Origin of the sequence: Pseudomonas sp. NPDC089428 (assembly GCF_044749325.1) — a bacterium.
Lineage (GTDB): Bacteria > Pseudomonadota > Gammaproteobacteria > Pseudomonadales > Pseudomonadaceae > Aquipseudomonas.
In genome coordinates this window covers 201,190-224,381 of the sequence record NZ_JBIVHT010000005.1, presented here as the reverse complement: position 1 = coordinate 224,381, position 23,192 = coordinate 201,190, and the positions used below count along the sequence as shown (strand labels likewise).

Below are 23,192 nucleotides of genomic sequence, written 5' to 3'. Positions count from 1 at the left end.
TATTCGCGGGTGAACCCGCTCCCACAGGGATCGCACATGTTTCAAGGGCAGTGCAATACCTGTGGGTTTATCGAGGCGTCGAACCGCCGCGAAAGGGCCATCAGCCCGAACATCCTACCCAAGGGCAGGTTGCAGTTCAGCGTCACGCACCAATCTTTCCAACCCGGCCAGGTCCGGCACCCGCGCCACCTGTTCGCCCACCTGCACGGCGGCCAGTTCCAGGCTGCCCAGCGGCACATCCACGTAGTTCAGCTGGCTGTCGAGCTTGCAAGAGCGCGGGATGTCCTGCAGCAGCACTGCCAGGTAGCGCAAACCGGTATCCCCCAAGGCATTCAGCACCACGATCCGCGCCCTTTCACCACACGGCGTCTCACCGCCACAGGCCGCTTCGAAGCCGATCAACGGCAAATGCTGCTGACGCCAGTCGATCCAGCCCAGGTGCCAGGCCGGATCACCCGGGTCGCACACCAGGTTACGTTGGCCGATCAACTCGACCACGGCAACGTTGGGCAATACCAAGGTACGGTCGCCCAACGGCAGTAGCAGGCCAGTGAGGCTGCTGCGTTGCCCTGCAATCAGTTCAAGCATGGGTATCACTCCAGCGGGCGATGCTCTGCAGCAGCACCGACTCCTGATAGGGTTTGCCCAGGTAATCGTTGACGCCAATGGCCATGGCCCGGTCGCGGTGTTTCTGCCCGGTGCGCGACGTGATCATGATGATCGGCAGGTCTTTCAGGCGCTCGTCACGGCGAATACGGGTGGCCACTTCGAACCCGTCCATGCGCGGCATCTCGATGTCCAGCAACAGCACGTCCGGGCGGTGCTCTTCCAGCAGGGCCATGGCATCGACTCCATCCTTGGCGGTCAACACGCTCATGCCATGGCGTTCCAGCAGGCGGCTGGTGACCTTGCGCACGGTGACCGAGTCGTCCACCACCATCACCAGCGTGGCCCGCCGCGGTGCCGGGCCGAACAAGGTGCGTTGCACGCCGCTGCCACCGGGCAGACGCGCCAGCCGCCGCTGCTGGCCGCGCAACTGGCCCAGCAGGTCGAGGATCAGCACCACCCGGCCATCACCGAGCAAGGTCGCCCCCGACAAGCCCGCCACGGCCGCGAATTGCGGGCCGAGGCTCTTCACCACGATCTCGCGGCTGGGCGACAGGCTGTCCACCTGGATGGCGAACGACTGCTCCTGGGAATGCACCAGCAACACCGGCAGCGGCACGCTCTGCCCAAGCAGCACCGGGCGTGGCAGCCCCTGCAGCAGCTCGCCCAGGTAGCGCAACGCGTACTCGTGGCCGCCATACACATAACGCGGGGCATCCAGCTGGTAGCAGGCGGCCAGTTCGGCCGGTGGTACACGTACGATGCCCTCGATGGTGTTGAGCGGAATGGCGTACTGTTCTTCGCCCAGGTGCACCATCAAGGCCCGGTTGATCGAGACGGTGAACGGCAGGCGGATCAGGAAGCGCGCACCCTTGCCCTGGGCCGATTCGATGGTCATCGAACCCCCCAGCTGCTTGACCTCTTCGTGCACCACGTCCATGCCCAGGCCGCGCCCGGAAATCTGGGTGATCTTCTCTGCCGTGGAAAAGCCCGGGCGCAGGATGAACTGCAGGATCTCGTGATCGCTCAGTTGCGCTTGCGGGTCCAGCAGGCCGCGCTTGATCGCCTTGCGCCGTACCGCCTCCAATGGCACGCCGGCGCCGTCGTCGATCATCTCTATGACAATGTCGGCGCCTTCGTGCAGCAAGTTCAAGTGAATGGTGCCCTGTTCCGGCTTGCCTGCAGCCAGGCGTGCCTCACGCGACTCCAGGCCATGGTCGACGGCATTGCGCAGCATATGCTCCAGTGGCGCGACCATGCGTTCGAGCACGCTGCGGTCCAGCTCGCCCTCGGCGTTGCCGACCACCAGCTCGACTTGCTTGCCGAGCTCGCTGGCCACCTGGCGCACTACCCGCTGCAAGCGCGGTACCAGGCGTTCGAACGGCACCATCAGGGTCGCGGTCAGGCCCTCCTGCAACTGGCTGTTCACCCGCGCCTGTTGCTGCAGCAGGCTGTAGGCCTCCTGGGCGCGCTGGGTAAGGGTTTCCTTGAGGTCGAGCAGGTCGGAGGCCGACTCGAACAGTGCTCGCGACAACTGCTGCAGCTGCGAGTGGCGATCCATCTCCAACGGGTCGAAATCTTCGTAGGCATCCCCCTCGAACGCCTGCCGACTGCTGATCCGCCCCTGGGTCTCGATGTCCAGGCGCAGCAGTTGGTCGCGCATGCGTTCCAGGGTGGTTTCCATCTCGTTGAGGGCGAACTGGGCGTCGTTGACCTGCTGTTCGATACGTCCACGAATGACCGAATGCTCACCGGCCAGGTTACCCAGATCGTCGAGCAGCTCGGCGTCGACCTTGACCATGTCGCCCGTCGCCCGCTCCGGTGCCGCTGCCGGTATTTCGGCAGGTGCGGTGTCGGTCGGGGCCTGGCCGGCCGCGCTGTCGGTCAACGCGGCGCTGCTGAAGTTGCGGATGTAATCGATCAGCGCGGTAGCGGCGTGCAGCGGCTGGCCAAGGCGCGCGGCATCGAGCATGTGCGCCAGGCGGTCATGGCAGTTCTGCAGCAGCGCGAACAACGGCCCGCTCGGCGGCAGGCGCCCTGCGGCGAGCAGCTCGTAGAGGAATTCCAGTTCATGGGCCAGGTCGCCGATGGCGCTGATCTCGACCATGCGCGCACCACCCTTGAGGGTGTGCAGGTCGCGCAACAGGTTCTCTACCTCGACGCTGCTGCGCGGGTCGGCCTGCCAGCGCGCCAGGGCGGCGGCGGCACTTTCGACAATGTCCGAGCTTTCTTCGAGGAAGACTTCCAGCAGCTCCTTGTCGCCCGGGCTGTCGGGTTCATCATCCTGCTCCAGTGAGCCAGACAGCGGCGTCACCGCGTCAGGGCTGACCAAGCCGGTAGCATCCGGAGCCAGTGCGCCATCCAATAGTTCACGCAGGGCGTCGACGCAGTCAGGCCGCGGGCTGAGCTCCTGCCCGGCCGCCACTTCGTCGAGCATGTCCAACAGGGCTTCATGGGCTTGCTGGGCAACGGCGAAGAAACGCGGGCTGGCGCCCAGGCTGCCCTCTTCCACGGCGCCGTAGAGGTCAAGCAGCGCCTCGCAGACGGCATCCATCTGCCACAGATCGGCCAAATGCGCGGCGTGACCAAGGCTGGTCAGCTCATCGAGCAAGGTATCCAGCGGTTCGCGTTGCCCGGGCTGCTGTTGCCAGCGCGACAGCAGCGACTCGGCATCCAGCAGGATGTCCATGGCCTGGGCCAGGAAACTGGCAATCAGCTGCGGATCACGCTTGCCATGGCGGCTGTGCTGGGGCTCGGCATGCAGGCTGGCCAGACGCAGATCCACTGCTTCACCAACCTGCTCGATCAGTTGGGCCGCACCCGCAATGGCTGCCAACGGCGTACTGCCAAGCTGCGCCAAGCCCTGCAGGAACAGGCCATGGGCTGTTTGCAGCCAATGCAGCTCCGCCGCCTGCAACGGCAGCTGGTGCCCCCGGTACTCGCGCACCAGGCGGTCGAAGGCGGTGGCCAGCTCGGCGATCGGCATGACCCCGGCCATGGCAGCGCTGCCCTTGAGGGTGTGCAAGGCGCGTTGCAGGCTGTCGCTGACTTCGCTGCCCTGGCCATCGGCGCTCCGCAGAAAGCCTTCCAGGCTGGCCAGGTGACCCTGTGCTTCATTGCGGAAGATATCCAGCAGCTGCGGATCGAGGCCATCGATGTCGGCGCTGACCGGGGTGTCGTTCTCGGCCAGGGCGTGCAGGTGGCTCGCCAGTTGTTCGATCTCGGTCAATTGCGGCAACTGGCCAGCTGCAAAGTCGGCCAGCAGGTCCGGTAGGTGGACGAACACCTGCTGCAGCGCCACCGCGCCCTCCGGGGTCAGGGCGATGCGCCCCTCCAGCACCCGGTTGAGCAGGTGCTCACCGCCCCAGGCCAGCTCGGCCACCGCCTCTGCATGAACCATGCGCCCACTGCCCTTGAGCGTATGCAGGTCACGACGCACTTCTACCAAGGCGTCGCGCAGGCTGTTGTCGGCGCGCCAGCGCAGCCAGTGCCGTTCGATCTCCGGTAGCAATTCGCCGGCTTCTTCGAGGAACACCTCACGCAATTCATCATCAATGCCGTCGCTGCCATCCTGCGCCTCGGACGGGCCCGCGTGGGTGCACTGGACACCCAGCCTGGTCAGGCTGGCACGGGCCATGTCGAGGAACGGTTGCGCATCGGCCAGCGGGTCGGCGACCCGCCACTGCAAGTAGCACTCGGCGGCACTGAGGGCCTCGGCGAGGTGGGTCAGTTCGTCCGCCGGTGGCTCCACCTCCAGGTGCTGCAACCAGCCCTGCACATAGCCCGCGCAACCGGCAAACACCTCGGCGGCCGCCGGCAGCATCAGCATCGCCAACGCGCCGTACACCTGCTGCAACAACCCCGGCAGTGGCTGCAGACGCTGACGCGGCCAGCCGGACTCCAGGCAATCGCCGATCAGGTCCTTGGCCTGCTGGAGCACGGACAGTGATTCGTGCAGCACCAACTGGCGAATCTCGGCCAGGTCGGAACCGGGCAGGCCGCCCTGCCCGCCTTCCTCCAGGGGCAGGACCATGCCGTTGAGCGTGGCCTCCACATACAACAGGGCACCGGCCACATCCATCAATACCGCGTCGTCCACCGCGCGCTCACCCTGGGCCAGGGCCTGCAGCGCCAGCACCTGGTCGATGATCACCCGGCGCGGTTGCTGGAAGCCCAGCACTGCCAGGGTATCGGCAACATGGCGCAACGGCGCGAGCAGCGCTTCCAGGTCTTCGCTGTGCTGGCGGTCGCCGCGCACGAACTGGTCCAGGCGCTCCTTGATCCGCATCAGGTCGTCGCACAGGGCGCTGACCACCGAGCGCAGGGCATCACGCCCCGGCCCGGCCTGCATCTGTTCCCGCCAGTTGCCCAGTGACAAGTCGAGGTTGGCCAGGTCATCGGAGCCGGCAAAGCGCTGCGCGGCGCCGCTGATCAGGCTGCCCTGGGCCAAGGGCTCGACGCCACGGCAGGCGCGCAGCTGGTTGAGCAGCGGCAGCATCACCAGTGGCAGGTCATGGCGTGCACCGCGCAACCGCTCCAGATAGGACGGCAGCTGCTCCAGGCCCCGGAACAACGGCCCCAGGCAGTCACCCCGTGGGCTGACCTGGCCCTCGGCCAAGGCCTTGGCCAGCAGCTCCAGCTCCTCGGCCAGGCGCGTGGCGCCGCGCAGCTCGAGCATGCGCAGGCAACCATGCACCTGGTGCAGGTTATCCACAACGAAAGCCAGCATCGACAAGTCGTCGGTCTCGCCGGCAAAGCGCTCCAGGGCCTGACGGGCCTGGCTCAGGCAATCGAAGATGGCGGCCCGGGTCCAGGCCAGGGCCACGGTATCGTGGCGCTCGGGGCTTACGGCGGCAGAAGCCATGGATATTCCTCAGCTTCGCTCGGCCGGAGCCGGCAGGGTGAACCCGGAGACCGAGCGGCGCATCTCGCTGGCCATGCGCGCCAGGTGGCGGATGCTGTCGGCGGTGGCGCCAGAGCCGGCGGAAGTCTGCGCGGTGATCTGCTGGATTACCGCCATGGTGTGGGAAATCTGCCCTGCCGAGGAGGTCTGCAACTGGGCGGCATCCGAGATGCTGTGGATAAGTTCGGCGAGGTTCTGCGATACGCCTTCGATCTCGGCCAACGCCACGCCGGCATCCTGGGCCAGGCGCGCACCGCGCACCACCTCGGCGGTGGTCTGCTCCATGGAGATCACCGCCTCGTTGGTATCCGCCTGGATGGTCCGCACCAGCGCTTCGATCTGCCGGGTCGCCGAGGACGAGCGCTCGGCCAGGCGCTGCACTTCGTCGGCGACCACGGCAAAGCCGCGGCCGGCTTCACCCGCCAGCGAGGCCTGAATCGCCGCATTGAGGGCGAGAATGTTGGTCTGGTCGGCAATGTCGTCGATCAGGCTGACGATATCGCCGATTTCCTGGGAAGACTCGCCCAGGCGCTTGATCCGCTTGGCGGTGTCCTGGATCTGCTCGCGGATGTTGTCCATGCCGTTGATGGTGTTGTGCACCACCTCGTTGCCCTTGTTGGCGATTGCCACCGAGCGCTCGGCGACCTTGGCCGACTCATAGGCGTGGGCGGAAACCCGGTCGATCGACTCGACCATGTCGCCGACCGCCTCCGACGCCTCGCTGATCTGCTCGGCCTGGTGCTCCGAAGCCTTGGCCAGCTGGCGCGCGGTGTTCTGCGTGTCCTGCACGGCAGCGGCGACCTGCTCGGCGCTGTGGTTGATGGTGGCCACCAGGTCGCGCAGCTGGTCGACCGAGTAGTTGATCGAGTCGGCGATGGCGCCGGTGAAGTCTTCGGTCACCGACACGGTGACGGTCAGGTCGCCGTCGGCCAGCTCTTCGATTTCATCGAGCAGGCGCATGATCGCCTGCTGGTTGCGTTCGTTCTTTTCCGCGGTTTCCTGCAACTGGCGGTGGGTGGTGCGGACCATTACCAGGCCGATCAGAATGATCGAAGCCAGCGCCAGCAGGCCCAGCGCGTACCCCCCGACAGTATCCAGGGTGCGGCCACTGGCCAGGTTCTCGAAACCGTTGGCCAGGTGCGAGGCTTCATCGAGCAAGGTCTGCGACAGGCTGAAGATGTTGCCGGCTGCTTCGCGTACGCGGAATAGCTCAGGCGAGGTCTCGAGGATTTCATCGACGGAACCTGCCACGAACTGGAACAGTTCGGCGATTTCCGCCAGGCGGGCGCGCGCGTCAGCGTCCTCGACGCGGGTCACCTGGATCGCCGGGTTGCCGCCCAGCATGCCCTCGAGCACCTGTCCGAAGCGGCTGGCATCGCGGCCGAAGGTATCGGCCGCCTGCGCCGCCGTGTCGTCGCCGGCAAGTACCGTGTTGACCGAACCGAGAATGCGCTCGGCCAGCAGCAGCTGGCGCTGGGCCACCACTACCTGGTTGGCCGGGGCACCACTCTGCAGCAGGATCTCGACCACCTTCTCGTACTCGACCTGCAGCTGCGGCACGGTTTCGGCGAGGGTTGCCGCCACCTGGTGCAGCGACAGCACGGTCTGCTCGCTGGCCAGAATGGTATCGGTGTTCTTGCGCAAGTTCTCCCAGTCCTGGCGCACGGCTTCCATTTCATCGCGGACCGCGGGCGGTGCCGCAGGCAGGCCGGTGGACTTGTCGCCTTCGCGCAGGTAGCCCCAGCGCCGCTCGAAATCGTTGCGCGCATCCGACAGCAGCTTGAACGCCAGTGCCTTGCCCGCCGCGGCCTCGGTGGCGTTCTTGGCGATGCGCTGGGACAGCACCCGCAGCTCGCCGGCGTGGCCGATGTACTGCTTGTCGTGATTGGCCTGGGTGTTGAGGTAGGCGAAGTTGGCGAACAGCAGGATGATCGACAGGATCAGGATCACGAACAGCACAGTGATCTGCACGATGCTGCGCGTGCGAGGGGTCATGCTGGCAGGGGCGACGGGTGTGGCCGGCTTGTTCACGTTCGAAAGTCCTATAGCGCCACGTCAAGAAAACCCGGCGCCTGGGCCAGGGCGAAGGGGCTGAAGATCGCCCAGTTGCGTTCACGCGGGAAGTGCCCCTGCACGAAGCGGGCAGCCGCCCGCAGCAGCGGCTGCGGTGGCGACAGTTCCAGGCTGCTCAGGGCGAAATGCTGCAGGCCCAGCACCTCGTCGACCAGCAGGCCGACGAACAGGTCTTCGTGGTCCAGCACCAGCACCCGCCGCTGTTTGCCTGGTGCGGCAGGGCCAAGGCCGAAGAAACTGCTCAGGTCCATCACCGGCAAAAGCCGGCCGCGCAGGTTGGCCACGCCACACACCCACGGCTGCACGCCAGGCACGCGGCTGCTGCGCGGCTCGCGCAGCACTTCGGCGACCTCGCCCATGGGCGCGACGAACCACTGCCCGGCGATGCGAAAACCGATGCCACTCCATTGCTGCAGGCGGGTGTCCTGCGGCGGCTGGTCGGCCACCAGCAGGCGGCAGCGCCGGTCAATGTCCAGCAACAGCTCGAAGGCGGTCAGCGACGCGCCCTGCGGGCGGGTGGTCAAGCGCCCAGTACTTCTTTGAGTTTGGCGATCAGCGCGTCTTCTTCCACCGGTTTGGTCAGGAAGTCACGGGCGCCCTGGCGCTTGGCCCAGATACGGTCGGTTTCCTGGTCCTTGGTGGTCACCACCACCACGGGGATGGCGCTGGTTTCCGGATCCTTGCTCAGCTGGCGGGTAGCCTGGAAGCCGTTCATACCGGGCATGACGATGTCCATCAGCACCGCGTCGGGCTTTTCCTGGCGGGCCAGGGCCACGCCATCAGCACCGTTGTTGGCCTTGAGCACCTGGTGACCGTGCTTTTCCAGCCATTCGGTCAATCTGTACATCTCTGTCGGCGAGTCGTCGACAATCAGAACTCGGGCCATGCTGTTTCCCCATCAGGAAAAATTGAAGGCCGCGCCTGCGCGGCGCGGTCAGGGTGCGGGTTGTTCGGGCGCGGCGAAACCGGGCACATGGGCCCTGATCGCGTCGAGCAGTTCTTCCTTGCTGAATGGTTTGGTCAGGAACTGATCGGAACCGACCACCCGGCCGCGGGCCTTGTCGAACAGGCCATCGCGAGATGACAGGAGAATCACCGGGATGTCCTTGAAGGCACTGTTGTGCTTGATCACCGCACAGGTCTGATAACCATCCAGGCGAGGCATCAGCACGTCGACGAAGATGATCTGCGGCTGGTGGTCGATGATCTTGGCCAGGGCATCGAAGCCGTCACTGGCAGTGATCACCTCGCAGCCTGCTTCGCCGAGCAACATCTGCGCGGTGCGGCGGATCGTGCGGGAATCGTCGATCACCATCACCTTCAGGGGCTGTTCCATAAGTTGCGCTACCATCGCTGCACTGTGTGGGCGGCAAGCCACTGATGGCTTGCAGCTTGAAGCTGAGGGCATTTTTAGCACACTCCGGGTGCCCGTTCCATCTGCCGCCCCCTTGACCCGCGGCGTTCACAGCGCCACCCTGAGCCACTTTTCTTTCGATTCACCGCGGCCACGCGCCGCCAAGAGGAACCACCCCATGAGCGTTCGCCTCGGCATTGTCATGGACCCGATTGCGTCCATCTCCTACAAGAAGGACAGCTCGCTGGCCATGCTGCTGGCTGCCCAGGCCCGCGGCTGGAGCCTGTTCTACATGGAGCAGCGCGACCTGTACCACGGTGAAGGCAAGGCCCGCGCGCGCATGCGCCCGCTGAACGTGTTCGCCGACCCGGCGCGCTGGTTCGAACTGGGCGAAGAGCAGGACAGCGCCCTGGCAGAGCTGGACGTGGTGCTGATGCGCAAGGACCCGCCGTTCGACATGGAGTTCGTCTACAGCACCTACCTGCTGGAGCAGGCAGAGCGCGAAGGCGTGCTGGTGGTGAACCGCCCGCAGAGCCTGCGCGACTGCAACGAAAAACTGTTCGCCACCCAGTTCCCGCAGTGCATGGCGCCGACTCTGGTCAGCCGCCGCGCCGACATCCTGCGTGAATTCGCCAGCACCCACGGCGACGTGATCCTCAAACCGCTGGACGGCATGGGCGGTGCCTCGGTGTTCCGCCACCGCGTAGGCGACCCCAACCTCTCGGTGATCCTCGAGACCCTCACCCAGCATGGCGGCCAGCAGATCATGGCGCAGGCCTACCTGCCCGAGATCAAGGACGGCGACAAGCGCATCCTGATGATCGACGGTGAACCGGTCGACTACTGCCTGGCCCGTATCCCCGCCAGTGGCGAGACCCGTGGCAACCTGGCTGCCGGTGGCCGCGGCGAAGCCCGCCCACTGACCGAGCGCGACCGCTGGATCGCCGCCCAGGTCGGCCCGAGCCTGCGTGAAAAGGGCCTGCTGTTCGTCGGCCTCGACGTGATCGGCGACTTCCTCACGGAAATCAACGTCACCAGCCCCACCTGCATCCGCGAGATCGACGCGGCCTACAACACCGATATCGGTGGCAAGCTGATGGATGCCATTGATCGCCAGCTCAAGGCGCGCTGACCGCCGACGCGGAGCAAATGCGCGGAGTGGGGTATGATGCCGGTCCTTTTCGACTGAGCTGCTGCCCCGCCCTGCGGTTGCTGGATACCCGATGACGCTGCCTGCCGACATCCCCGCCGACCTGCTGCCACCGCGCGTTCGCCCGGTGGATCGGCTTGGCTTTACCCTGTTTCTGGCTGCCCTGGTGCACCTGGCGCTGATCCTTGGCGTCGGTTTTACCGTGGTCAAACCGGCGGAAATCCGCCAGACCATGGACATCACCCTGGCCACCTTCAAAAGCGAGAAAGCGCCGAAGAAGGCTGATTTCCAGGCGCAGGACAACCAGCAAGGCAGCGGCACCCTGGAGAAGAAAGCAGTACCCACCACTACCGAAGTGGCGCCATTCCAGGACAGCAAGATCAACAAGGTCACCCCGCCTCCTGCGGCCAAGCCCGAAGTAGTGCCGCCGCCCACGCCAGAGAAGTCCGCAGTGGCGACCAAGGCGCCGAAAGCGCAGAAGGTCGAGCCCAAGCCCAAGGAAAGCAAGCCACAGCCCAAGCCAGCGGCGGCCACGCCGGACTTTGACAGCTCGCAACTGTCGAGCCAGATCGCCAGCCTCGAGGCGGAGCTTTCCAACGAACAGCAGATGTACGCCAAGCGCCCGCGCATTCACCGCCTGAATGCGGCTTCGACCATGCGCGACAAGGGCGCCTGGTACAAGGAAGAGTGGCGCAAGAAGGTCGAGCGGGTGGGTAACCTGAACTACCCCGACGAGGCACGCCGGCAGCAGATCTACGGCAACTTGCGGATGATGGTGTCGATCAACCGCGATGGCTCGCTGTATGAGGTGCTGGTGCTGGAGTCGTCCGGGCAACCGGTGCTGGACCAGGCAGCCCAGCGCATCGTGCGGCTGGCGGCGCCATTTGCGCCGTTTACCGGGGACCTGGCGGAGTTTGACCGGCTGGAGATCATCCGCACCTGGCGCTTTGCCCGCGGCGACCGCCTGTCCAGTAACTGATCCAACGGCCTGCAAAGCCCCCTGTGGGAGCGGGTTTACCCGCGAATGCGCCAGATCAGGGAATGATGTCGCCTGGTGTGACGCATTCGCGGGTAAACCCGCTCCCACAGGGATCGCGCGAGCCTCGTTGCGCACCTTGTCAGCCTCGCCACCTGGCGCCACACTATCCCCCATGAAAACCCTCACACCGAGCTACCTCAAGCATCAGTTCCTGATCGCCATGCCGCACATGGCTGATCCGAACTTCGCCCAGACCCTCACGTACATCGTCGAGCACAACGCCAATGGCGCCATGGGCCTGGTGGTCAACCGGCCACAGGAGCTGAACCTGGCCGACATTCTCGAGCAGTTGCGCCCGAACGAGGTACCACCGGCCAGCACCTTGCAGGTCCCCATCTATCAGGGTGGCCCGGTGCAGACCGACCGTGGTTTCGTGCTGCACAGCAGTGAATGCAGCTTCCAGGCAACTGTGGCCCTGGAAGGGTTGTCGCTGACTACCTCGCAGGACGTGCTGCTGGCCATCGCCGCCGGGGTGGGGCCGAAACAAAGCCTCATCACGCTCGGCTATGCCGGCTGGGAAGCGGGCCAACTGGAGGCCGAACTGGCCGACAACGCCTGGCTCAACTGCCCGTTCGACCCAGAGATCATCTTCGGCCTGGCCAGCGACCTGCGCCTGGACGCCGCTGCCGCCAGCCTGGGGATCAACCTCAGCCTGCTGACCAGCCAGGCGGGGCACGCCTGATGAGTGAATTGCGTTTACTGCTGGGCTTCGACTACGGCACCAAGCAGATCGGCGTAGCCGTCGGCCAGGTGGTCACCGGCCAGGCCCGCGAGCTGTGCACCCTGAAGGCGCAGAACGGCGTACCGGACTGGGCCCAGGTGGAAAAGCTCATCGCTGAATGGAAGCCCGATGCCATCGTCGTAGGCCTGCCGCTGAATATGGACGGCACACCGAGCGAAATGAGCGAGCGCGCGGAAAAGTTCGCCCGCCGCCTCAATGGCCGCTTCAACCTGCCCGTGCACACCCACGACGAACGCCTGACCACCTTCGAGGCCAAAGGCGAGCGCCTGGCCCGCGGCGGCCAGCGCGGCAGCTACCGTGACAACCCGGTCGACGCCATCGCCGCCGCCTTGCTGCTGCAAGGCTGGCTGGAGGCCAATACCTGATCTTTTCGCGTTTACGTCGGGGCAATCACTACGCCCCCGGCGCCCCCAGGAGATACGCAATGAGCCTACCCAATCCCGCCGACCTGATCCGGCAGATGGCTGTCGACCTTCGCGCCCATCTGGCCCGCCGCAACATCACCGAGCCGCGCTTCATCGGCATCCGTACCGGCGGCGTCTGGGTTGCCCAGGCCCTGCAGCAGGAAATGGCCGACCAGAGCCCGCTCGGCACCCTGGACGTGTCGTTCTATCGCGATGACTTCAGCCAGAACGGACTGCACCCGCAGGTGCGCCCGTCGGAGCTGCCATTCGAGGTCGAAGGCCAGCACCTGGTGCTGATCGACGACGTGCTGATGAGCGGTCGCACCATCCGCGCCGCACTCAACGAACTGTTCGATTACGGCCGCCCCGCCAGCGTCACCTTGGTCTGCCTGCTCGATCTCGATGCCGGCGAACTGCCCATCCGCCCCAATGTGCTCGGCGCCACCCTGTCGCTGGCCGCCCATGAACGGGTAAAATTGACCGGACCCGCACCGCTCGCCCTCGAGCGCCAGGACCTCGCCACCGCTTCTGCCCTTTAAGAGTCCCCTCGCGATGACGCCAATCGACGCCAAGCGCCCGCTGCAGCTCAATGATCAGGGCCAGCTGCGCCACTTTCTCTCGCTCGACGGTTTGCCCCGCGAACTGCTCACCGAGATCCTCGACACCGCCGACTCGTTCCTCGAAGTCGGCGCCCGGGCCGTGAAGAAAGTCCCGTTGCTGCGCGGCAAGACCGTGTGCAACGTGTTCTTCGAGAACTCGACCCGTACCCGCACCACCTTCGAGCTGGCTGCCCAGCGCCTGTCCGCCGACGTGATCAGCCTGAACGTGTCGACCTCCTCGACCAGCAAGGGCGAGACCCTGTTCGACACCCTGCGCAACCTCGAAGCCATGGCTGCCGACATGTTCGTCGTACGCCACTCCGACTCCGGCGCCGCACACTTCATCGCCGAGCATGTGTGCCCGGACGTCGCCGTGATCAACGGCGGTGACGGCCGCCACGCGCACCCGACCCAGGGCATGCTCGACATGCTGACCATCCGCCGCCACAAGGGCAGCTTCGAGAACCTCTCGGTGGCGATCGTCGGCGACATCCTGCACTCGCGTGTGGCCCGCTCCGACATGCTCGCGCTCAAGGCGCTGGGCTGCCCGGACATCCGCGTGATCGGGCCGAAGACCCTGATCCCGATCGGCATCGAGCAGTACGGCGTGAAGGTCTACACCGACCTCGCCGAAGGCCTGAAAGACGTCGACGTGGTGATCATGCTGCGCCTGCAGCGTGAGCGCATGGCGGGTGGCCTGCTGCCCAGCGAAGGCGAGTTCTACCGCCTGTTCGGCCTGACCACCGCACGCCTGGCCGGCGCCAAGCCTGACGCCATCGTCATGCACCCAGGCCCGATCAACCGTGGCGTGGAAATCGAATCGGCAGTGGCCGACGGCAAACACTCGGTGATCCTCAACCAGGTCACCTACGGCATCGCCGTGCGCATGGCCGTGCTGTCCATGGCCATGAGCGGGCAGAACGCGCAACGTCAATTCGACCAGGAGATCGCCCAGTGACCATCAGTATTCTTGGCGCCCGGGTCATCGACCCTGTCAGCGGCCTGGACCAGGTCACCGACCTGCACCTGGACGGCGGGCGCATCGCCGCCATCGGCGCCGCCCCGGCCGGTTTCAGCGCCAGCCGCACGATCAAAGCCGACGGCCTGATCGCCGCGCCCGGCCTGGTCGACCTTGGCGTCTCGCTGCGCGAGCCGGGCTACAGCCGCAAGGGTTCCATCGCCAGCGAAACCCGCGCCGCCGTGGCCGGCGGCGTCACCAGCCTGTGCTGCCCACCGCAGACCAAACCCGTGCTGGACACCTCGGCAGTGGCCGAACTGATCCTTGACCGCGCCCGCGAAGCCGCCAACAGCAAGGTCTACCCGATCGGCGCCCTGACCAAGGGCCTGGAGGGCGAACAGCTGGCCGAACTGGTTGCCCTGCGCGACACCGGTTGCGTGGCCTTCGGCAACGGCCTGAAGGAAATCCCCAACAACCGTACCCTGGCCCGCGCCCTGGAGTACGCCGCCACCTTCGACCTGACCGTGGTGTTCCACTCCCAGGACCGCGACCTGGCCCAGGGTGGCCTGGCCCACGAAGGTGCCATGGCCAGCTTCCTCGGCCTGCCGGGCATCCCCGAAACCGCCGAGACCGTGGCCCTGGCGCGCAACCTGCTGCTGGTGGAACAGACCGGCGTGCGTGCGCACTTCACCCAGATCACCAGCGCCCGTGGCGCACGGCTGATCGAGCAGGCCCAGCAGCTGGGCCTGCCGGTGACGGCAGACGTGGCGCTGTATCAGCTGATCCTCACCGACGAGTCGCTGCGTGAGTTCTCCAGCCTGTACCACGTGCAACCGCCACTGCGCACCGCCGCCGACCGCGACGGCCTGCGCGCGGCGGTGAAATCGGGGGTGATCCAGGCGATCTCCAGCCACCACCAGCCCCACGAGCGTGATGCCAAGCTGGCTCCGTTCGGCGCCACCGAACCGGGCATCAGCAGCGTCGAACTCCTGCTGCCGCTGGCCATGACCCTGGTCGAGGACGGCCTGCTCGACCTGCCGACCCTGCTGGCCCGCCTGAGCAGCGGCCCGGCCAAGGCCATGCGCCTGCCGGCCGGCGAGCTGAAAGTCGGCGGCGCAGCCGACCTGGTGCTGTTCGACGCCAAGGCTTCGACGATTGCCGGCGAGCAATGGTTGTCGCGCGGCGACAACTGCCCGTTCATCGGCCACTGCCTGCCGGCTGCCGTGCGTTATACCTTGGTCGATGGGCACGTCTGCCACGAGGCCTGAGTAGGGCCCTTCGCGGGTAAACCCGCTCCCACAGGGACCCTGCTGCCCTCCGGCGCAGCGCTATACCTGTGGGAGCGGGTTTACCCGCGAAGGAAGCAACGCAGATGTTCCTGCCAAGCGCGACCATTCATCCCCCCCGGTTGAAATCCTTTCCCCCACCCCCATATGAGTCTGCATCAGGCAATTTTGCCCCGCTGCGTGGAGACTCTCCCCTTGACCACCATCGTTTCTGTCCGCCGTAACGGCAAAGTCGTCATGGGCGGCGACGGCCAGGTATCCCTCGGCAACACCGTGATGAAAGGCAACGCCAAGAAGGTTCGTCGCCTGTACAACGGCGAAGTGATCGCCGGTTTCGCCGGTGCCACCGCCGACGCCTTCACCCTGTTCGAGCGCTTTGAAGCCCAGCTGCAGAAACACTCCGGCCACCTCGTGCGTGCCGCCGTCGAGCTGGCCAAGGAATGGCGTACCGACCGCTCCCTGAGCCGCCTGGAGGCCATGCTGGCGGTGGCCAACAAGGATGCATCGCTGATCATTACCGGCAACGGTGACGTGGTCGAACCGGAAGACGGCCTGATCGCCATGGGTTCCGGTGGTGGCTATGCCCAGGCTGCGGCCCGTGCCCTGCTGAACAAGACCGACCTGTCGGCCCGGGAAATCACCGAGGCTGCCCTGAACATCGCCGGTGACATCTGCGTGTTCACCAACCACAACCTGACCATCGAGGAGCAGGACCTGGCCGAGTAATCAGCTGTTCTGGCGTCCCGCTCATAGCGGGACTTTTCCACGCCGAGCACTCTGCCCAAGGACCATTTTTGATCATGTCCATGACCCCCCGCGAGATCGTCCACGAACTCAACCGCCACATCATCGGCCAGGACGACGCCAAACGCGCCGTCGCCATCGCCCTGCGCAACCGCTGGCGGCGCATGCAGCTCCCCGCCGAGCTGCGTGCCGAAGTGACACCGAAGAACATCCTGATGATCGGCCCTACCGGCGTCGGCAAGACCGAAATCGCCCGCCGCCTGGCCAAGCTGGCCAATGCGCCGTTCCTCAAGGTCGAAGCGACCAAGTTCACTGAAGTGGGCTACGTCGGCCGCGACGTCGAGTCGATCATCCGTGACCTGGCCGATGCCGCGCTGAAAATGCTGCGCGAACAGGAAATCGTCCGCGTGCGCCACCGCGCCGAAGACGCCGCCGAAGACCGCATCCTCGACGCCCTGCTGCCACAGGCGCGGGTCAGCAGCTTCAGTGAAGAAGCCGCGCAGACCAGCACCGACTCCAACACTCGCCAGCTGTTCCGCAAGCGCCTGCGCGAAGGTCAGCTGGACGACAAGGAAATCGAGATCGAAGTGGCCGAGAACATGGGCGTCGAAATCGCCGCGCCACCCGGCATGGAAGAGATGACCAACCAGCTGCAGAGCCTGTTCGCCAACATGGGCAAGGGCAAGCGCAAGACCCGCAAGCTGAAGGTCAAGGAAGCGCTGAAGATGGTGCGCGACGAGGAAGCCAGCCGCCTGGTCAACGAGGAAGAGCTCAAGGGCAAGGCCCTGGAAGCGGTCGAGCAGCACGGCATCGTGTTCATCGACGAAATCGACAAGGTGGCCAAGCGTGGCAACGTCGGCGGTGCCGATGTATCCCGTGAAGGCGTGCAGCGTGACCTGCTGCCGCTGATCGAAGGCTGCACCGTCAACACCAAGCTGGGCATGGTCAAGACCGACCACATCCTGTTCATTGCCTCTGGTGCGTTCCACCTGAGCAAGCCGAGCGACCTGGTGCCAGAGCTGCAAGGCCGCCTGCCGATCCGCGTCGAACTGAAGGCACTGACCCCGGAAGACTTCGAGCGCATCCTGCAAGAGCCGCATGCCTCGCTGACCGAGCAGTACAGTGCGCTGCTGAAGACCGAAGGCCTGAACATCGAGTTCGCCGCCGACGGCATCAAGCGCCTGGCCGAGATTGCCTATCAGGTCAACGAAAAGACCGAGAACATCGGTGCCCGCCGCCTGCACACCCTGCTCGAGCGCCTGCTCGAAGAAGTGTCGTTCAGTGCCGGTGACCTGGCCAGTACCCACGACGAAGCACCGATCCTGATCGATGCGGCGTATGTGAATGGCCACCTGGGTGAGCTGGCACAGAACGAAGACCTGTCGCGCTACATCCTGTAAGAGCGGCGTCGTCTTATTCGCGGGCAAGCCCGCTCCCACAGGTTATGTGATCACCTGTGGGAGCGGGCTTGCCCGCGAATGGGCCCTTGAATACCTTCTCAGGAAGCTGGAAGCTTGCGCCATCAGCTCCCGAGAGATTCAAGCCATGGCCCGCCTGCCCACCGCCATCAACCTGCACAAAGCCTCCAAGACCCTCAGCCTCACCTACGCCCCCGGCGAGGTCTATCAGCTGCCCGCCGAATTCCTGCGCGTGCACTCGCCTTCCGCCGAGGTCCAGGGCCACGGCAATCCCATCCTGCAATTTGGCAAGATCAACGTCGGACTGGTCGGCCTGGAACCGGCTGGCCAATATGCACTGAAACTGACCTTCGATGACGGCCATGACAGCGGCCTGTTCACCTGGGAGTACCTCGAGCAACTGTGCCTGCGCCAGGAGCAGCTGTGGGCCGAGTACCTCGATGAACTGCACAAGGCCGGCAAGTCCCGCGACCCGGCCGAATCGGTGGTCAAACTCATGCTCTAACTCAAGCCTTCCATGCTTTAGAGCGCATTTTCTAATCTCATCTGTTTGAATGCCTTACAGACAACTCTTGAACGGGTTGTCTTGCGCATTACATGAAAGTCGGGTAACCAATGGAGCTGGCAAGTTCCCTGCATTGCATTGAGGGCAATCAGGCACTGGCCGGTATGTAGAGGTCGCGAGCGAAAGCAGGCTGTCTTCACACGCAGAATCCCCCGCAGCTCATCGCCGAATGCATCCGGCCCGCAGCACCGCTGTTCCTTATCACTGGTCACCCGAGTAGCAGTACCGGGCTGTCCGCTGTGCGTTGCGCCACAGCAATCCGGTACTCGTCTCAGGACAACGGAGCGTCGTAGATGAGTAACAAGAACAACGATGAGTTGCAGCGGCAAGCCTCGGAAAACACCCTGGGGCTGAACCCGGTCATCGGCATCCGCCGCAAGGACCTGCTGAGCTCTGCGCGTACCGTGCTGCGTCAGGCCGTGCGCCAACCGCTGCACAGCGCCAAGCATGTCGCGCACTTCGGCCTGGAGCTGAAGAACGTGCTGCTGGGCAAGTCCAGTCTCGCCCCGGAAGGAGACGACCGTCGCTTCCAGGACCCAGCCTGGAGCAAGAACCCGCTGTACCGCCGTTACCTGCAGACTTACCTGGCCTGGCGCAAGGAGCTGCAGGAGTGGATCGGCAACAGTGACCTGTCGCCCCAGGACATCAGCCGTGGTCAGTTCGTGATCAACCTGATGACCGAAGCCATGGCACCGACCAACACCCTGTCCAACCCGGCGGCGGTCAAACGCTTCTTCGAAACCGGCGGCAAGAGCTTGCTGGACGGCCTGTCCAACCTGGCCAAGGACGTGGTCAACAACGGTGGCATGCCCAGCCAGGTCAACATGGACGCGTTCGAGGTCGGCAAGAACCTTGGCACCAGCGAAGGCGCCGTGGTCTACCGCAACGATGTGCTGGAGCTGATCCAGTACAGCCCGATCACCGAGCAGGTGCATGCCCGCCCGCTGCTGGTGGTGCCACCGCAGATCAACAAGTTCTACGTCTTCGACCTGAGCCCGGAAAAGAGCCTGGCGCGCTTCTGCCTGCGTTCGCAGCAGCAGACCTTCATCATCAGCTGGCGCAACCCGACCAAGGCCCAGCGCGAGTGGGGCCTGTCGACCTACATCGATGCGCTGAAGGAAGCGGTCGACGCGGTACTGGCGATTACCGGCAGCAAAGACCTGAACATGCTCGGCGCCTGCTCCGGCGGTATTACCTGCACCGCCCTGGTCGGCCACTACGCCGCGCTGGGTGAGCAGAAGGTCAACGCCCTGACCCTGCTGGTCAGCGTGCTCGACACCACGATGGACACCGAGGTCGCCCTGTTCGTCGACGAACAGACGCTCGAGGCGGCCAAGCGCCACTCTTACCAGTCCGGGGTGCTCGAAGGCAGCGACATGGCCAAGGTGTTCGCCTGGATGCGCCCCAACGACCTGATCTGGAACTACTGGGTCAACAACTACCTGCTCGGCAACGAGCCTCCGGTGTTCGACATCCTGTTCTGGAACAACGACACCACGCGCTTGCCCGCAGCCTTCCACGGCGACCTGATCGAACTGTTCAAGAACAACCCGCTGACCCGCCCGAATGCCCTGGAAGTGTGCGGCACCGCCATCGACCTGAAGAACGTCCAGTGCGACATCTTCAGCGTCGCCGGCACCTCCGACCACATCACCCCGTGGCAATCGTGCTACCGCTCGGCGCACCTGTTCGGCGGCAAGATCGAGTTCGTGCTGTCCAACAGCGGCCACATCCAGAGCATCCTCAACCCACCCGGCAACCCCAAGGCCCGCTTCATGACCGGCGCCGACCGCCCGGGCGACCCGGTGGCCTGGCAGGAGAACGCTGAAAAGCATGCCGACTCCTGGTGGCTGCACTGGCAGACCTGGCTGGGCGAGCGCGCTGGCGAGCTGAAAAAGGCCCCGACGCGCCTGGGTAACCGCGCTTATGTCGCCGGCGAGGCTGCACCGGGGACTTACGTCCACGAGCGTTGAGTCGCAATGCCGTGGCCGCTTGGAGCGAGCCACGGTACATTTTCAAGCCACAGAGCCACGTGCATGCCGCTACCCTACATATTCCGCACCGTAGAGCTGGACGACCAATCCATCCGTACTGCGGTGCGCCCGGGCAAGCCGCACCTGACGCCGCTGCTGATCTTCAACGGCATCGGCGCCAACCTGGAGCTGGTGTTCCCGTTCATCGAAGCACTGGACCCGGACCTGGAAGTCATCGCCTTCGACGTCCCCGGCGTGGGCGGCTCATCCACCCCGCGCCACCCGTACCGCTTTCCCGGCCTGGCCAAGTTGACCGCACGCATGCTCGACTACCTGGACTACGGCCAGGTCAATGTCATCGGCGTGTCCTGGGGTGGCGCCCTGGCCCAGCAGTTCGCCCATGACTACCCCGAGCGCTGCAAGAAGCTGGTGCTGGCGGCCACTGCTGCCGGTGCGGTGATGGTGCCGGGCAAACCCAAGGTGCTGTGGATGATGGCAAGCCCCCGGCGCTACGTGCAGCCATCCCATGTCATCCGCATCGCGCCGCTGATCTATGGCGGCGGTTTTCGCCGCGACCCGGACCTGGCCATGCACCACGCAGCCAAGGTGCGCTCCGGCGGCAAGCTGGGCTACTACTGGCAGCTGTTCGCCGGGCTGGGCTGGACCAGCATTCACTGGCTGCACAAGATCCAGCAACCGACCCTGGTGCTGGCCGGCGACGACGATCCGTTGATCCCGCTGATCAACATGCGCCTGCTGGCCTGGCGAATTCCCAATGCCCAGCTACACATTATCGACGACGGTCATCTGTTCCTGATCACCCGGGCCGAGGCCGTCGCCCCCATCATCATGAAGTTTCTCCAGCAAGAACGTCAGCGCGCGGTCATGCACCCCAGCCCCGCCTCTGGTGGCTGAATTGTTGCTTGCTGCATGAACCCGACCGTGGCCTGACAAGGGAGTTGTTGCCATGAAAGAAAAACCGGCCAAAGGAACGTCAACGCTCCCCGCCACCAGCATGAACGTACAGAACGCCATCCTTGGCCTGCGCGGTCGCGACCTGATTTCCACCTTGCGCAGTGTTGGCCGCCATGGCCTGCGCAACCCGCTGCACACCGCCCGCCACCTGCTGGCCCTGAGCGGCCAGCTGGGCCGGGTGATGCTCGGCGACACGCCCTATCAGCCGAGCGCGCGCGATACACGTTTCAGCGATCCGACCTGGAGCCAGAACCCGTTCTACCGGCGCGGCCTGCAGGCCTACCTGGCCTGGCAGAAACAGACCCGCCTGTGGATCGATGAAAGCCATCTGAACGATGATGATCGGGCCCGTGCGCACTTTCTGTTCACCCTGATCAACGACGCCCTGGCACCGAGCAACTCGTTGCTCAACCCGCTGGCGGTCAAGGAGCTGTTCAACACCGGTGGGCAAAGCCTGGTACGCGGTGTCGCCCACCTGCTCGATGATTTGCGTCACAACGACGGCCTGCCGCGCCAGGTGGACGAGCGCGCCTTCGAAGTCGGCGGCAACCTGGCCGCCACGCCAGGCGCGGTAGTGTTCCGCAACGATCAGCTGGAGCTCATCCAGTACAAGCCGATGAGCGAGAAGCAGCACGCCCGGCCCGTGCTGGTGGTGCCGCCACAGATCAACAAGTACTACATTTTCGACCTGCAGCCGACCAACAGCTTCGTCCAGTACATGCTCAAGAACGGCTTGCAGGTGTTCATGGTCAGCTGGCGCAACCCCGACCCACGCCACCGTGAGTGGGGCCTGTCGAGTTATGTACAGGCGCTGGAAGAAGCGCTCAACGCCTGCCGCAGCATCAGCGGCAACCGTGACCCGAACCTGATGGGTGCCTGCGCCGGTGGCTTGACCATGGCCGCGCTGCAGGGTCACCTGCAGGCCAAGCACCAGCTGCGCCGGGTACGTAGCGCCACTTATCTGGTCAGCCTGCTCGACAGCAAGTTCGACAGCCCCGCCAGCCTGTTCGCCGACGAGCAGACCATCGAGGCAGCCAAGCGTCGCTCGTACCAGCGCGGCGTGCTGGACGGTGGCGAAGTGGCACGGATTTTCGCCTGGATGCGGCCCAACGACCTGATCTGGAATTACTGGGTCAACAACTACCTGCTCGGCAAGACCCCGCCTGCCTTCGACATTCTTTACTGGAACGCCGACAGCACACGCCTGCCGGCCGCGCTGCATGGCGACTTGCTGGACTTTTTCAAGGTAAACCCACTGACCCACCCTGCGGGCCTGGAAGTGTGCGGCACACCGATCGACCTCAAGCAGGTCGACCTCGACAGCTTCACCGTAGCTGGCAGCAACGACCACATCACGCCATGGGACGCAGTGTATCGCTCGGCCATGCTGCTCGGTGGCGACCGGCAGTTCGTGCTGGCCAACAGCGGGCACATCCAGAGCATCATCAACCCGCCGGGCAACCCCAAGGCGTACTACCTGGAAAACCCCAAACTCTCGAGCGACCCACGCGCCTGGTTCCATGACGCGCAGCGCCGCGACGGCAGCTGGTGGCCGCTGTGGCTGGAGTGGATCACGCCGCGCTCCGGCCCGCTCAAGGCGCCACGCACGGAGCTGGGTAACGCCACTTATCCACCGCTGGGCCCTGCGCCAGGCACCTATGTCCTGACCCGATGAGCACCACGACTGGATGAAGACCCGCGACCGTATCCTCGAGTGCGCCCTGCAGCTGTTCAACTCACAGGGCGAACCCAATGTATCGACACTGGAGATCGCCAACGAACTGGGCATCAGCCCGGGCAACCTGTACTACCACTTCCACGGCAAGGAGCCCCTGATTCACGGGTTGTTCGACCGTTTCGAGGAAGCGCTGATGCCATTGCTCGACCCACCGCTGGAGGTGCGCCTGGAGGCCGAGGACTACTGGCTGTTCCTGCACCTGATCGTCGAGCGCATGGCCCAGTACCGGTTTCTGTTCCAGGACCTGTCCAACCTGACCGGGCGCCTGCCCAAGCTGGCACGGGGCATGCGCAGCCTGATCAATGCGCTCAAGCGCACGCTGGCGGCACTGCTGGCCAGCCTCAAGGGCCAGGGGCAAGTGGTCAGTGAGACGCAAGCTCTGGGGCAACTGGTGGAACAGATCACCCTGACTTTGATGTTCTCGCTGGACTACCAGCGGGTGCTGGGGCGCGAGGGCGACGTGGGGATCGTGGTGTATCAAGTGATGATGCTGGTGGCGCCGCATCTGCAGGAACAGGCACGGGCGGCGGCAGAAGAGTTGGCTGTGCGGTATCTGGAGGGGTAAGCCGGTAGGGGATGTATTGCTGCACCGCCGCCTTCGCGGGTAAACCCGCCCCCACAAGGTACAGCGCTGATGCTTGATCCGGCGCTGTTTCTGTGGGAGC

20 protein-coding genes are annotated in these 23,192 nt (G+C 65.0%); 14 read left to right on the top strand and 6 right to left on the bottom strand.

Annotated features, from left to right (window positions below; translation table 11 throughout):
- Positions 1-114: 114 nt before the first annotated feature.
- Genes ACIPZ5_RS12180 through ACIPZ5_RS12155 form a run of 6 tightly spaced genes read right to left on the bottom strand, consistent with a single transcriptional unit; the run spans position 115 to position 8,918 of the window.
- Complete coding sequence (locus ACIPZ5_RS12180) at positions 115-588, bottom strand: chemotaxis protein CheW (RefSeq protein ID WP_400808827.1); 474 nt, start codon at positions 586-588, stop codon at positions 115-117.
- Positions 581-5,470 (bottom strand): Hpt domain-containing protein, encoded by a 4,890-nt coding sequence (locus ACIPZ5_RS12175; protein ID WP_343597744.1) that lies wholly within the window; start codon positions 5,468-5,470, stop codon positions 581-583. Before ACIPZ5_RS12175 ends, ACIPZ5_RS12180 begins: the two co-directional genes overlap by 8 nt.
- Before the next feature lie 9 nt (positions 5,471-5,479).
- The gene (locus ACIPZ5_RS12170; protein ID WP_343597785.1) at positions 5,480-7,504 is read right to left on the bottom strand and encodes a methyl-accepting chemotaxis protein; all 2,025 of its coding nucleotides are present in this window, start codon (positions 7,502-7,504) and stop codon (positions 5,480-5,482) included.
- Positions 7,505-7,551: 47 nt separating this feature from the next.
- Entirely contained in the window at positions 7,552-8,106 is a 555-nt protein-coding gene (locus tag ACIPZ5_RS12165) for a chemotaxis protein CheW (protein ID WP_008094837.1), read from the bottom strand.
- Complete coding sequence (pilH, locus tag ACIPZ5_RS12160; RefSeq protein WP_343597741.1) at positions 8,103-8,468, bottom strand: twitching motility response regulator PilH; 366 nt, start codon at positions 8,466-8,468, stop codon at positions 8,103-8,105. The genes ACIPZ5_RS12165 and pilH overlap by 4 nt, the downstream gene beginning before the upstream one ends.
- A gap of 48 nt (positions 8,469-8,516) precedes the next feature.
- A complete protein-coding gene (locus ACIPZ5_RS12155) occupies positions 8,517-8,918 on the bottom strand; it encodes a PleD family two-component system response regulator (protein ID WP_060509720.1) in 402 nt (133 codons plus the stop codon).
- A 196-nt stretch (positions 8,919-9,114) separates the two neighbouring features.
- On the opposite strand from ACIPZ5_RS12155, the gene gshB reads away from it, so the two are divergent.
- The 14 genes from gshB to ACIPZ5_RS12085 all read left to right on the top strand — a co-directional run bounded on the left by gshB (position 9,115) and on the right by ACIPZ5_RS12085 (position 23,092).
- Positions 9,115-10,068, top strand: a complete 954-nt coding sequence (gene gshB / locus ACIPZ5_RS12150; RefSeq protein WP_343597738.1) for a glutathione synthase — start codon at positions 9,115-9,117, stop codon at positions 10,066-10,068.
- Positions 10,069-10,159: 91 nt separating this feature from the next.
- Entirely contained in the window at positions 10,160-11,065 is a 906-nt protein-coding gene (locus tag ACIPZ5_RS12145; RefSeq protein WP_261942390.1) for an energy transducer TonB, read from the top strand.
- Between the two features lie 172 nt (positions 11,066-11,237).
- Positions 11,238-11,807, top strand: coding sequence for a YqgE/AlgH family protein (locus tag ACIPZ5_RS12140; RefSeq protein WP_261942389.1), 570 nt, complete (start codon positions 11,238-11,240; stop codon positions 11,805-11,807).
- Positions 11,807-12,232, top strand: coding sequence for a Holliday junction resolvase RuvX (gene ruvX, locus ACIPZ5_RS12135; RefSeq protein WP_103445989.1), 426 nt, complete (start codon positions 11,807-11,809; stop codon positions 12,230-12,232). Before ACIPZ5_RS12140 ends, ruvX begins: the two co-directional genes overlap by 1 nt.
- 59 nt (positions 12,233-12,291) lie before the next feature.
- A complete protein-coding gene (gene pyrR / locus ACIPZ5_RS12130) occupies positions 12,292-12,810 on the top strand; it encodes a bifunctional pyr operon transcriptional regulator/uracil phosphoribosyltransferase PyrR (RefSeq protein WP_261942388.1) in 519 nt (172 codons plus the stop codon).
- 13 nt (positions 12,811-12,823) lie between these two features.
- On the top strand, positions 12,824-13,828 hold the full coding sequence (locus tag ACIPZ5_RS12125; protein ID WP_261942387.1) for an aspartate carbamoyltransferase catalytic subunit: 1,005 nt from the start codon (positions 12,824-12,826) through the stop codon (positions 13,826-13,828).
- Complete coding sequence (locus tag ACIPZ5_RS12120; protein ID WP_261942386.1) at positions 13,825-15,096, top strand: dihydroorotase; 1,272 nt, start codon at positions 13,825-13,827, stop codon at positions 15,094-15,096. The genes ACIPZ5_RS12125 and ACIPZ5_RS12120 overlap by 4 nt, the downstream gene beginning before the upstream one ends.
- A gap of 213 nt (positions 15,097-15,309) precedes the next feature.
- Positions 15,310-15,840: an ATP-dependent protease subunit HslV gene (gene hslV, locus ACIPZ5_RS12115; protein ID WP_027920652.1), complete on the top strand. Its 531-nt coding sequence runs from the start codon at positions 15,310-15,312 to the stop codon at positions 15,838-15,840.
- A 74-nt stretch (positions 15,841-15,914) separates the two neighbouring features.
- Complete coding sequence (hslU, locus tag ACIPZ5_RS12110) at positions 15,915-17,258, top strand: ATP-dependent protease ATPase subunit HslU (RefSeq protein WP_027920651.1); 1,344 nt, start codon at positions 15,915-15,917, stop codon at positions 17,256-17,258.
- Between the two features lie 145 nt (positions 17,259-17,403).
- Positions 17,404-17,781, top strand: coding sequence for a gamma-butyrobetaine hydroxylase-like domain-containing protein (locus ACIPZ5_RS12105; RefSeq protein ID WP_012274559.1), 378 nt, complete (start codon positions 17,404-17,406; stop codon positions 17,779-17,781).
- Between the two features lie 353 nt (positions 17,782-18,134).
- Positions 18,135-19,814, top strand: a complete 1,680-nt coding sequence (gene phaC, locus ACIPZ5_RS12100) for a class II poly(R)-hydroxyalkanoic acid synthase (RefSeq protein WP_400808820.1) — start codon at positions 18,135-18,137, stop codon at positions 19,812-19,814.
- Positions 19,815-19,877: 63 nt separating this feature from the next.
- A complete protein-coding gene (gene phaZ, locus ACIPZ5_RS12095) occupies positions 19,878-20,729 on the top strand; it encodes a poly(3-hydroxyalkanoate) depolymerase (protein WP_060509739.1) in 852 nt (283 codons plus the stop codon).
- Positions 20,730-20,781: 52 nt separating this feature from the next.
- Positions 20,782-22,464: a class II poly(R)-hydroxyalkanoic acid synthase gene (gene phaC / locus ACIPZ5_RS12090; protein WP_261942384.1), complete on the top strand. Its 1,683-nt coding sequence runs from the start codon at positions 20,782-20,784 to the stop codon at positions 22,462-22,464.
- Positions 22,465-22,477: 13 nt separating this feature from the next.
- Positions 22,478-23,092 (top strand): TetR/AcrR family transcriptional regulator, encoded by a 615-nt coding sequence (locus ACIPZ5_RS12085; RefSeq protein ID WP_060484670.1) that lies wholly within the window; start codon positions 22,478-22,480, stop codon positions 23,090-23,092.
- Positions 23,093-23,192: the final 100 nt, after the last annotated feature.

Bases quoted from the DNA above. Each gene is read 5' to 3' on its own strand.
- ACIPZ5_RS12180 (WP_400808827.1), bottom strand. From the start codon at position 588: ATGCTTGAACTGATTGCAGGGCAACGCAGCAGCCTCACTGGCCTGCTA.
- pilH (WP_343597741.1), bottom strand. From the start codon at position 8,468: ATGGCCCGAGTTCTGATTGTCGACGACTCGCCGACAGAGATGTACAGA.
- ACIPZ5_RS12155 (WP_060509720.1), bottom strand. From the start codon at position 8,918: ATGGAACAGCCCCTGAAGGTGATGGTGATCGACGATTCCCGCACGATC.
- ACIPZ5_RS12140 (WP_261942389.1), top strand. From the start codon at position 11,238: ATGAAAACCCTCACACCGAGCTACCTCAAGCATCAGTTCCTGATCGCC.
- ACIPZ5_RS12145 (WP_261942390.1), top strand. From the start codon at position 10,160: ATGACGCTGCCTGCCGACATCCCCGCCGACCTGCTGCCACCGCGCGTT.
- ACIPZ5_RS12105 (WP_012274559.1), top strand. From the start codon at position 17,404: ATGGCCCGCCTGCCCACCGCCATCAACCTGCACAAAGCCTCCAAGACC.
- ACIPZ5_RS12085 (WP_060484670.1), top strand. From the start codon at position 22,478: ATGAAGACCCGCGACCGTATCCTCGAGTGCGCCCTGCAGCTGTTCAAC.
- phaZ (WP_060509739.1), top strand. From the start codon at position 19,878: ATGCCGCTACCCTACATATTCCGCACCGTAGAGCTGGACGACCAATCC.
- hslU (WP_027920651.1), top strand. From the start codon at position 15,915: ATGTCCATGACCCCCCGCGAGATCGTCCACGAACTCAACCGCCACATC.
- phaC (WP_261942384.1), top strand. From the start codon at position 20,782: ATGAAAGAAAAACCGGCCAAAGGAACGTCAACGCTCCCCGCCACCAGC.
- pyrR (WP_261942388.1), top strand. From the start codon at position 12,292: ATGAGCCTACCCAATCCCGCCGACCTGATCCGGCAGATGGCTGTCGAC.
- ACIPZ5_RS12125 (WP_261942387.1), top strand. From the start codon at position 12,824: ATGACGCCAATCGACGCCAAGCGCCCGCTGCAGCTCAATGATCAGGGC.
- ACIPZ5_RS12175 (WP_343597744.1), bottom strand. From the start codon at position 5,470: ATGGCTTCTGCCGCCGTAAGCCCCGAGCGCCACGATACCGTGGCCCTG.
- ruvX (WP_103445989.1), top strand. From the start codon at position 11,807: ATGAGTGAATTGCGTTTACTGCTGGGCTTCGACTACGGCACCAAGCAG.
- phaC (WP_400808820.1), top strand. From the start codon at position 18,135: ATGAGTAACAAGAACAACGATGAGTTGCAGCGGCAAGCCTCGGAAAAC.
- ACIPZ5_RS12170 (WP_343597785.1), bottom strand. From the start codon at position 7,504: ATGACCCCTCGCACGCGCAGCATCGTGCAGATCACTGTGCTGTTCGTG.
- gshB (WP_343597738.1), top strand. From the start codon at position 9,115: ATGAGCGTTCGCCTCGGCATTGTCATGGACCCGATTGCGTCCATCTCC.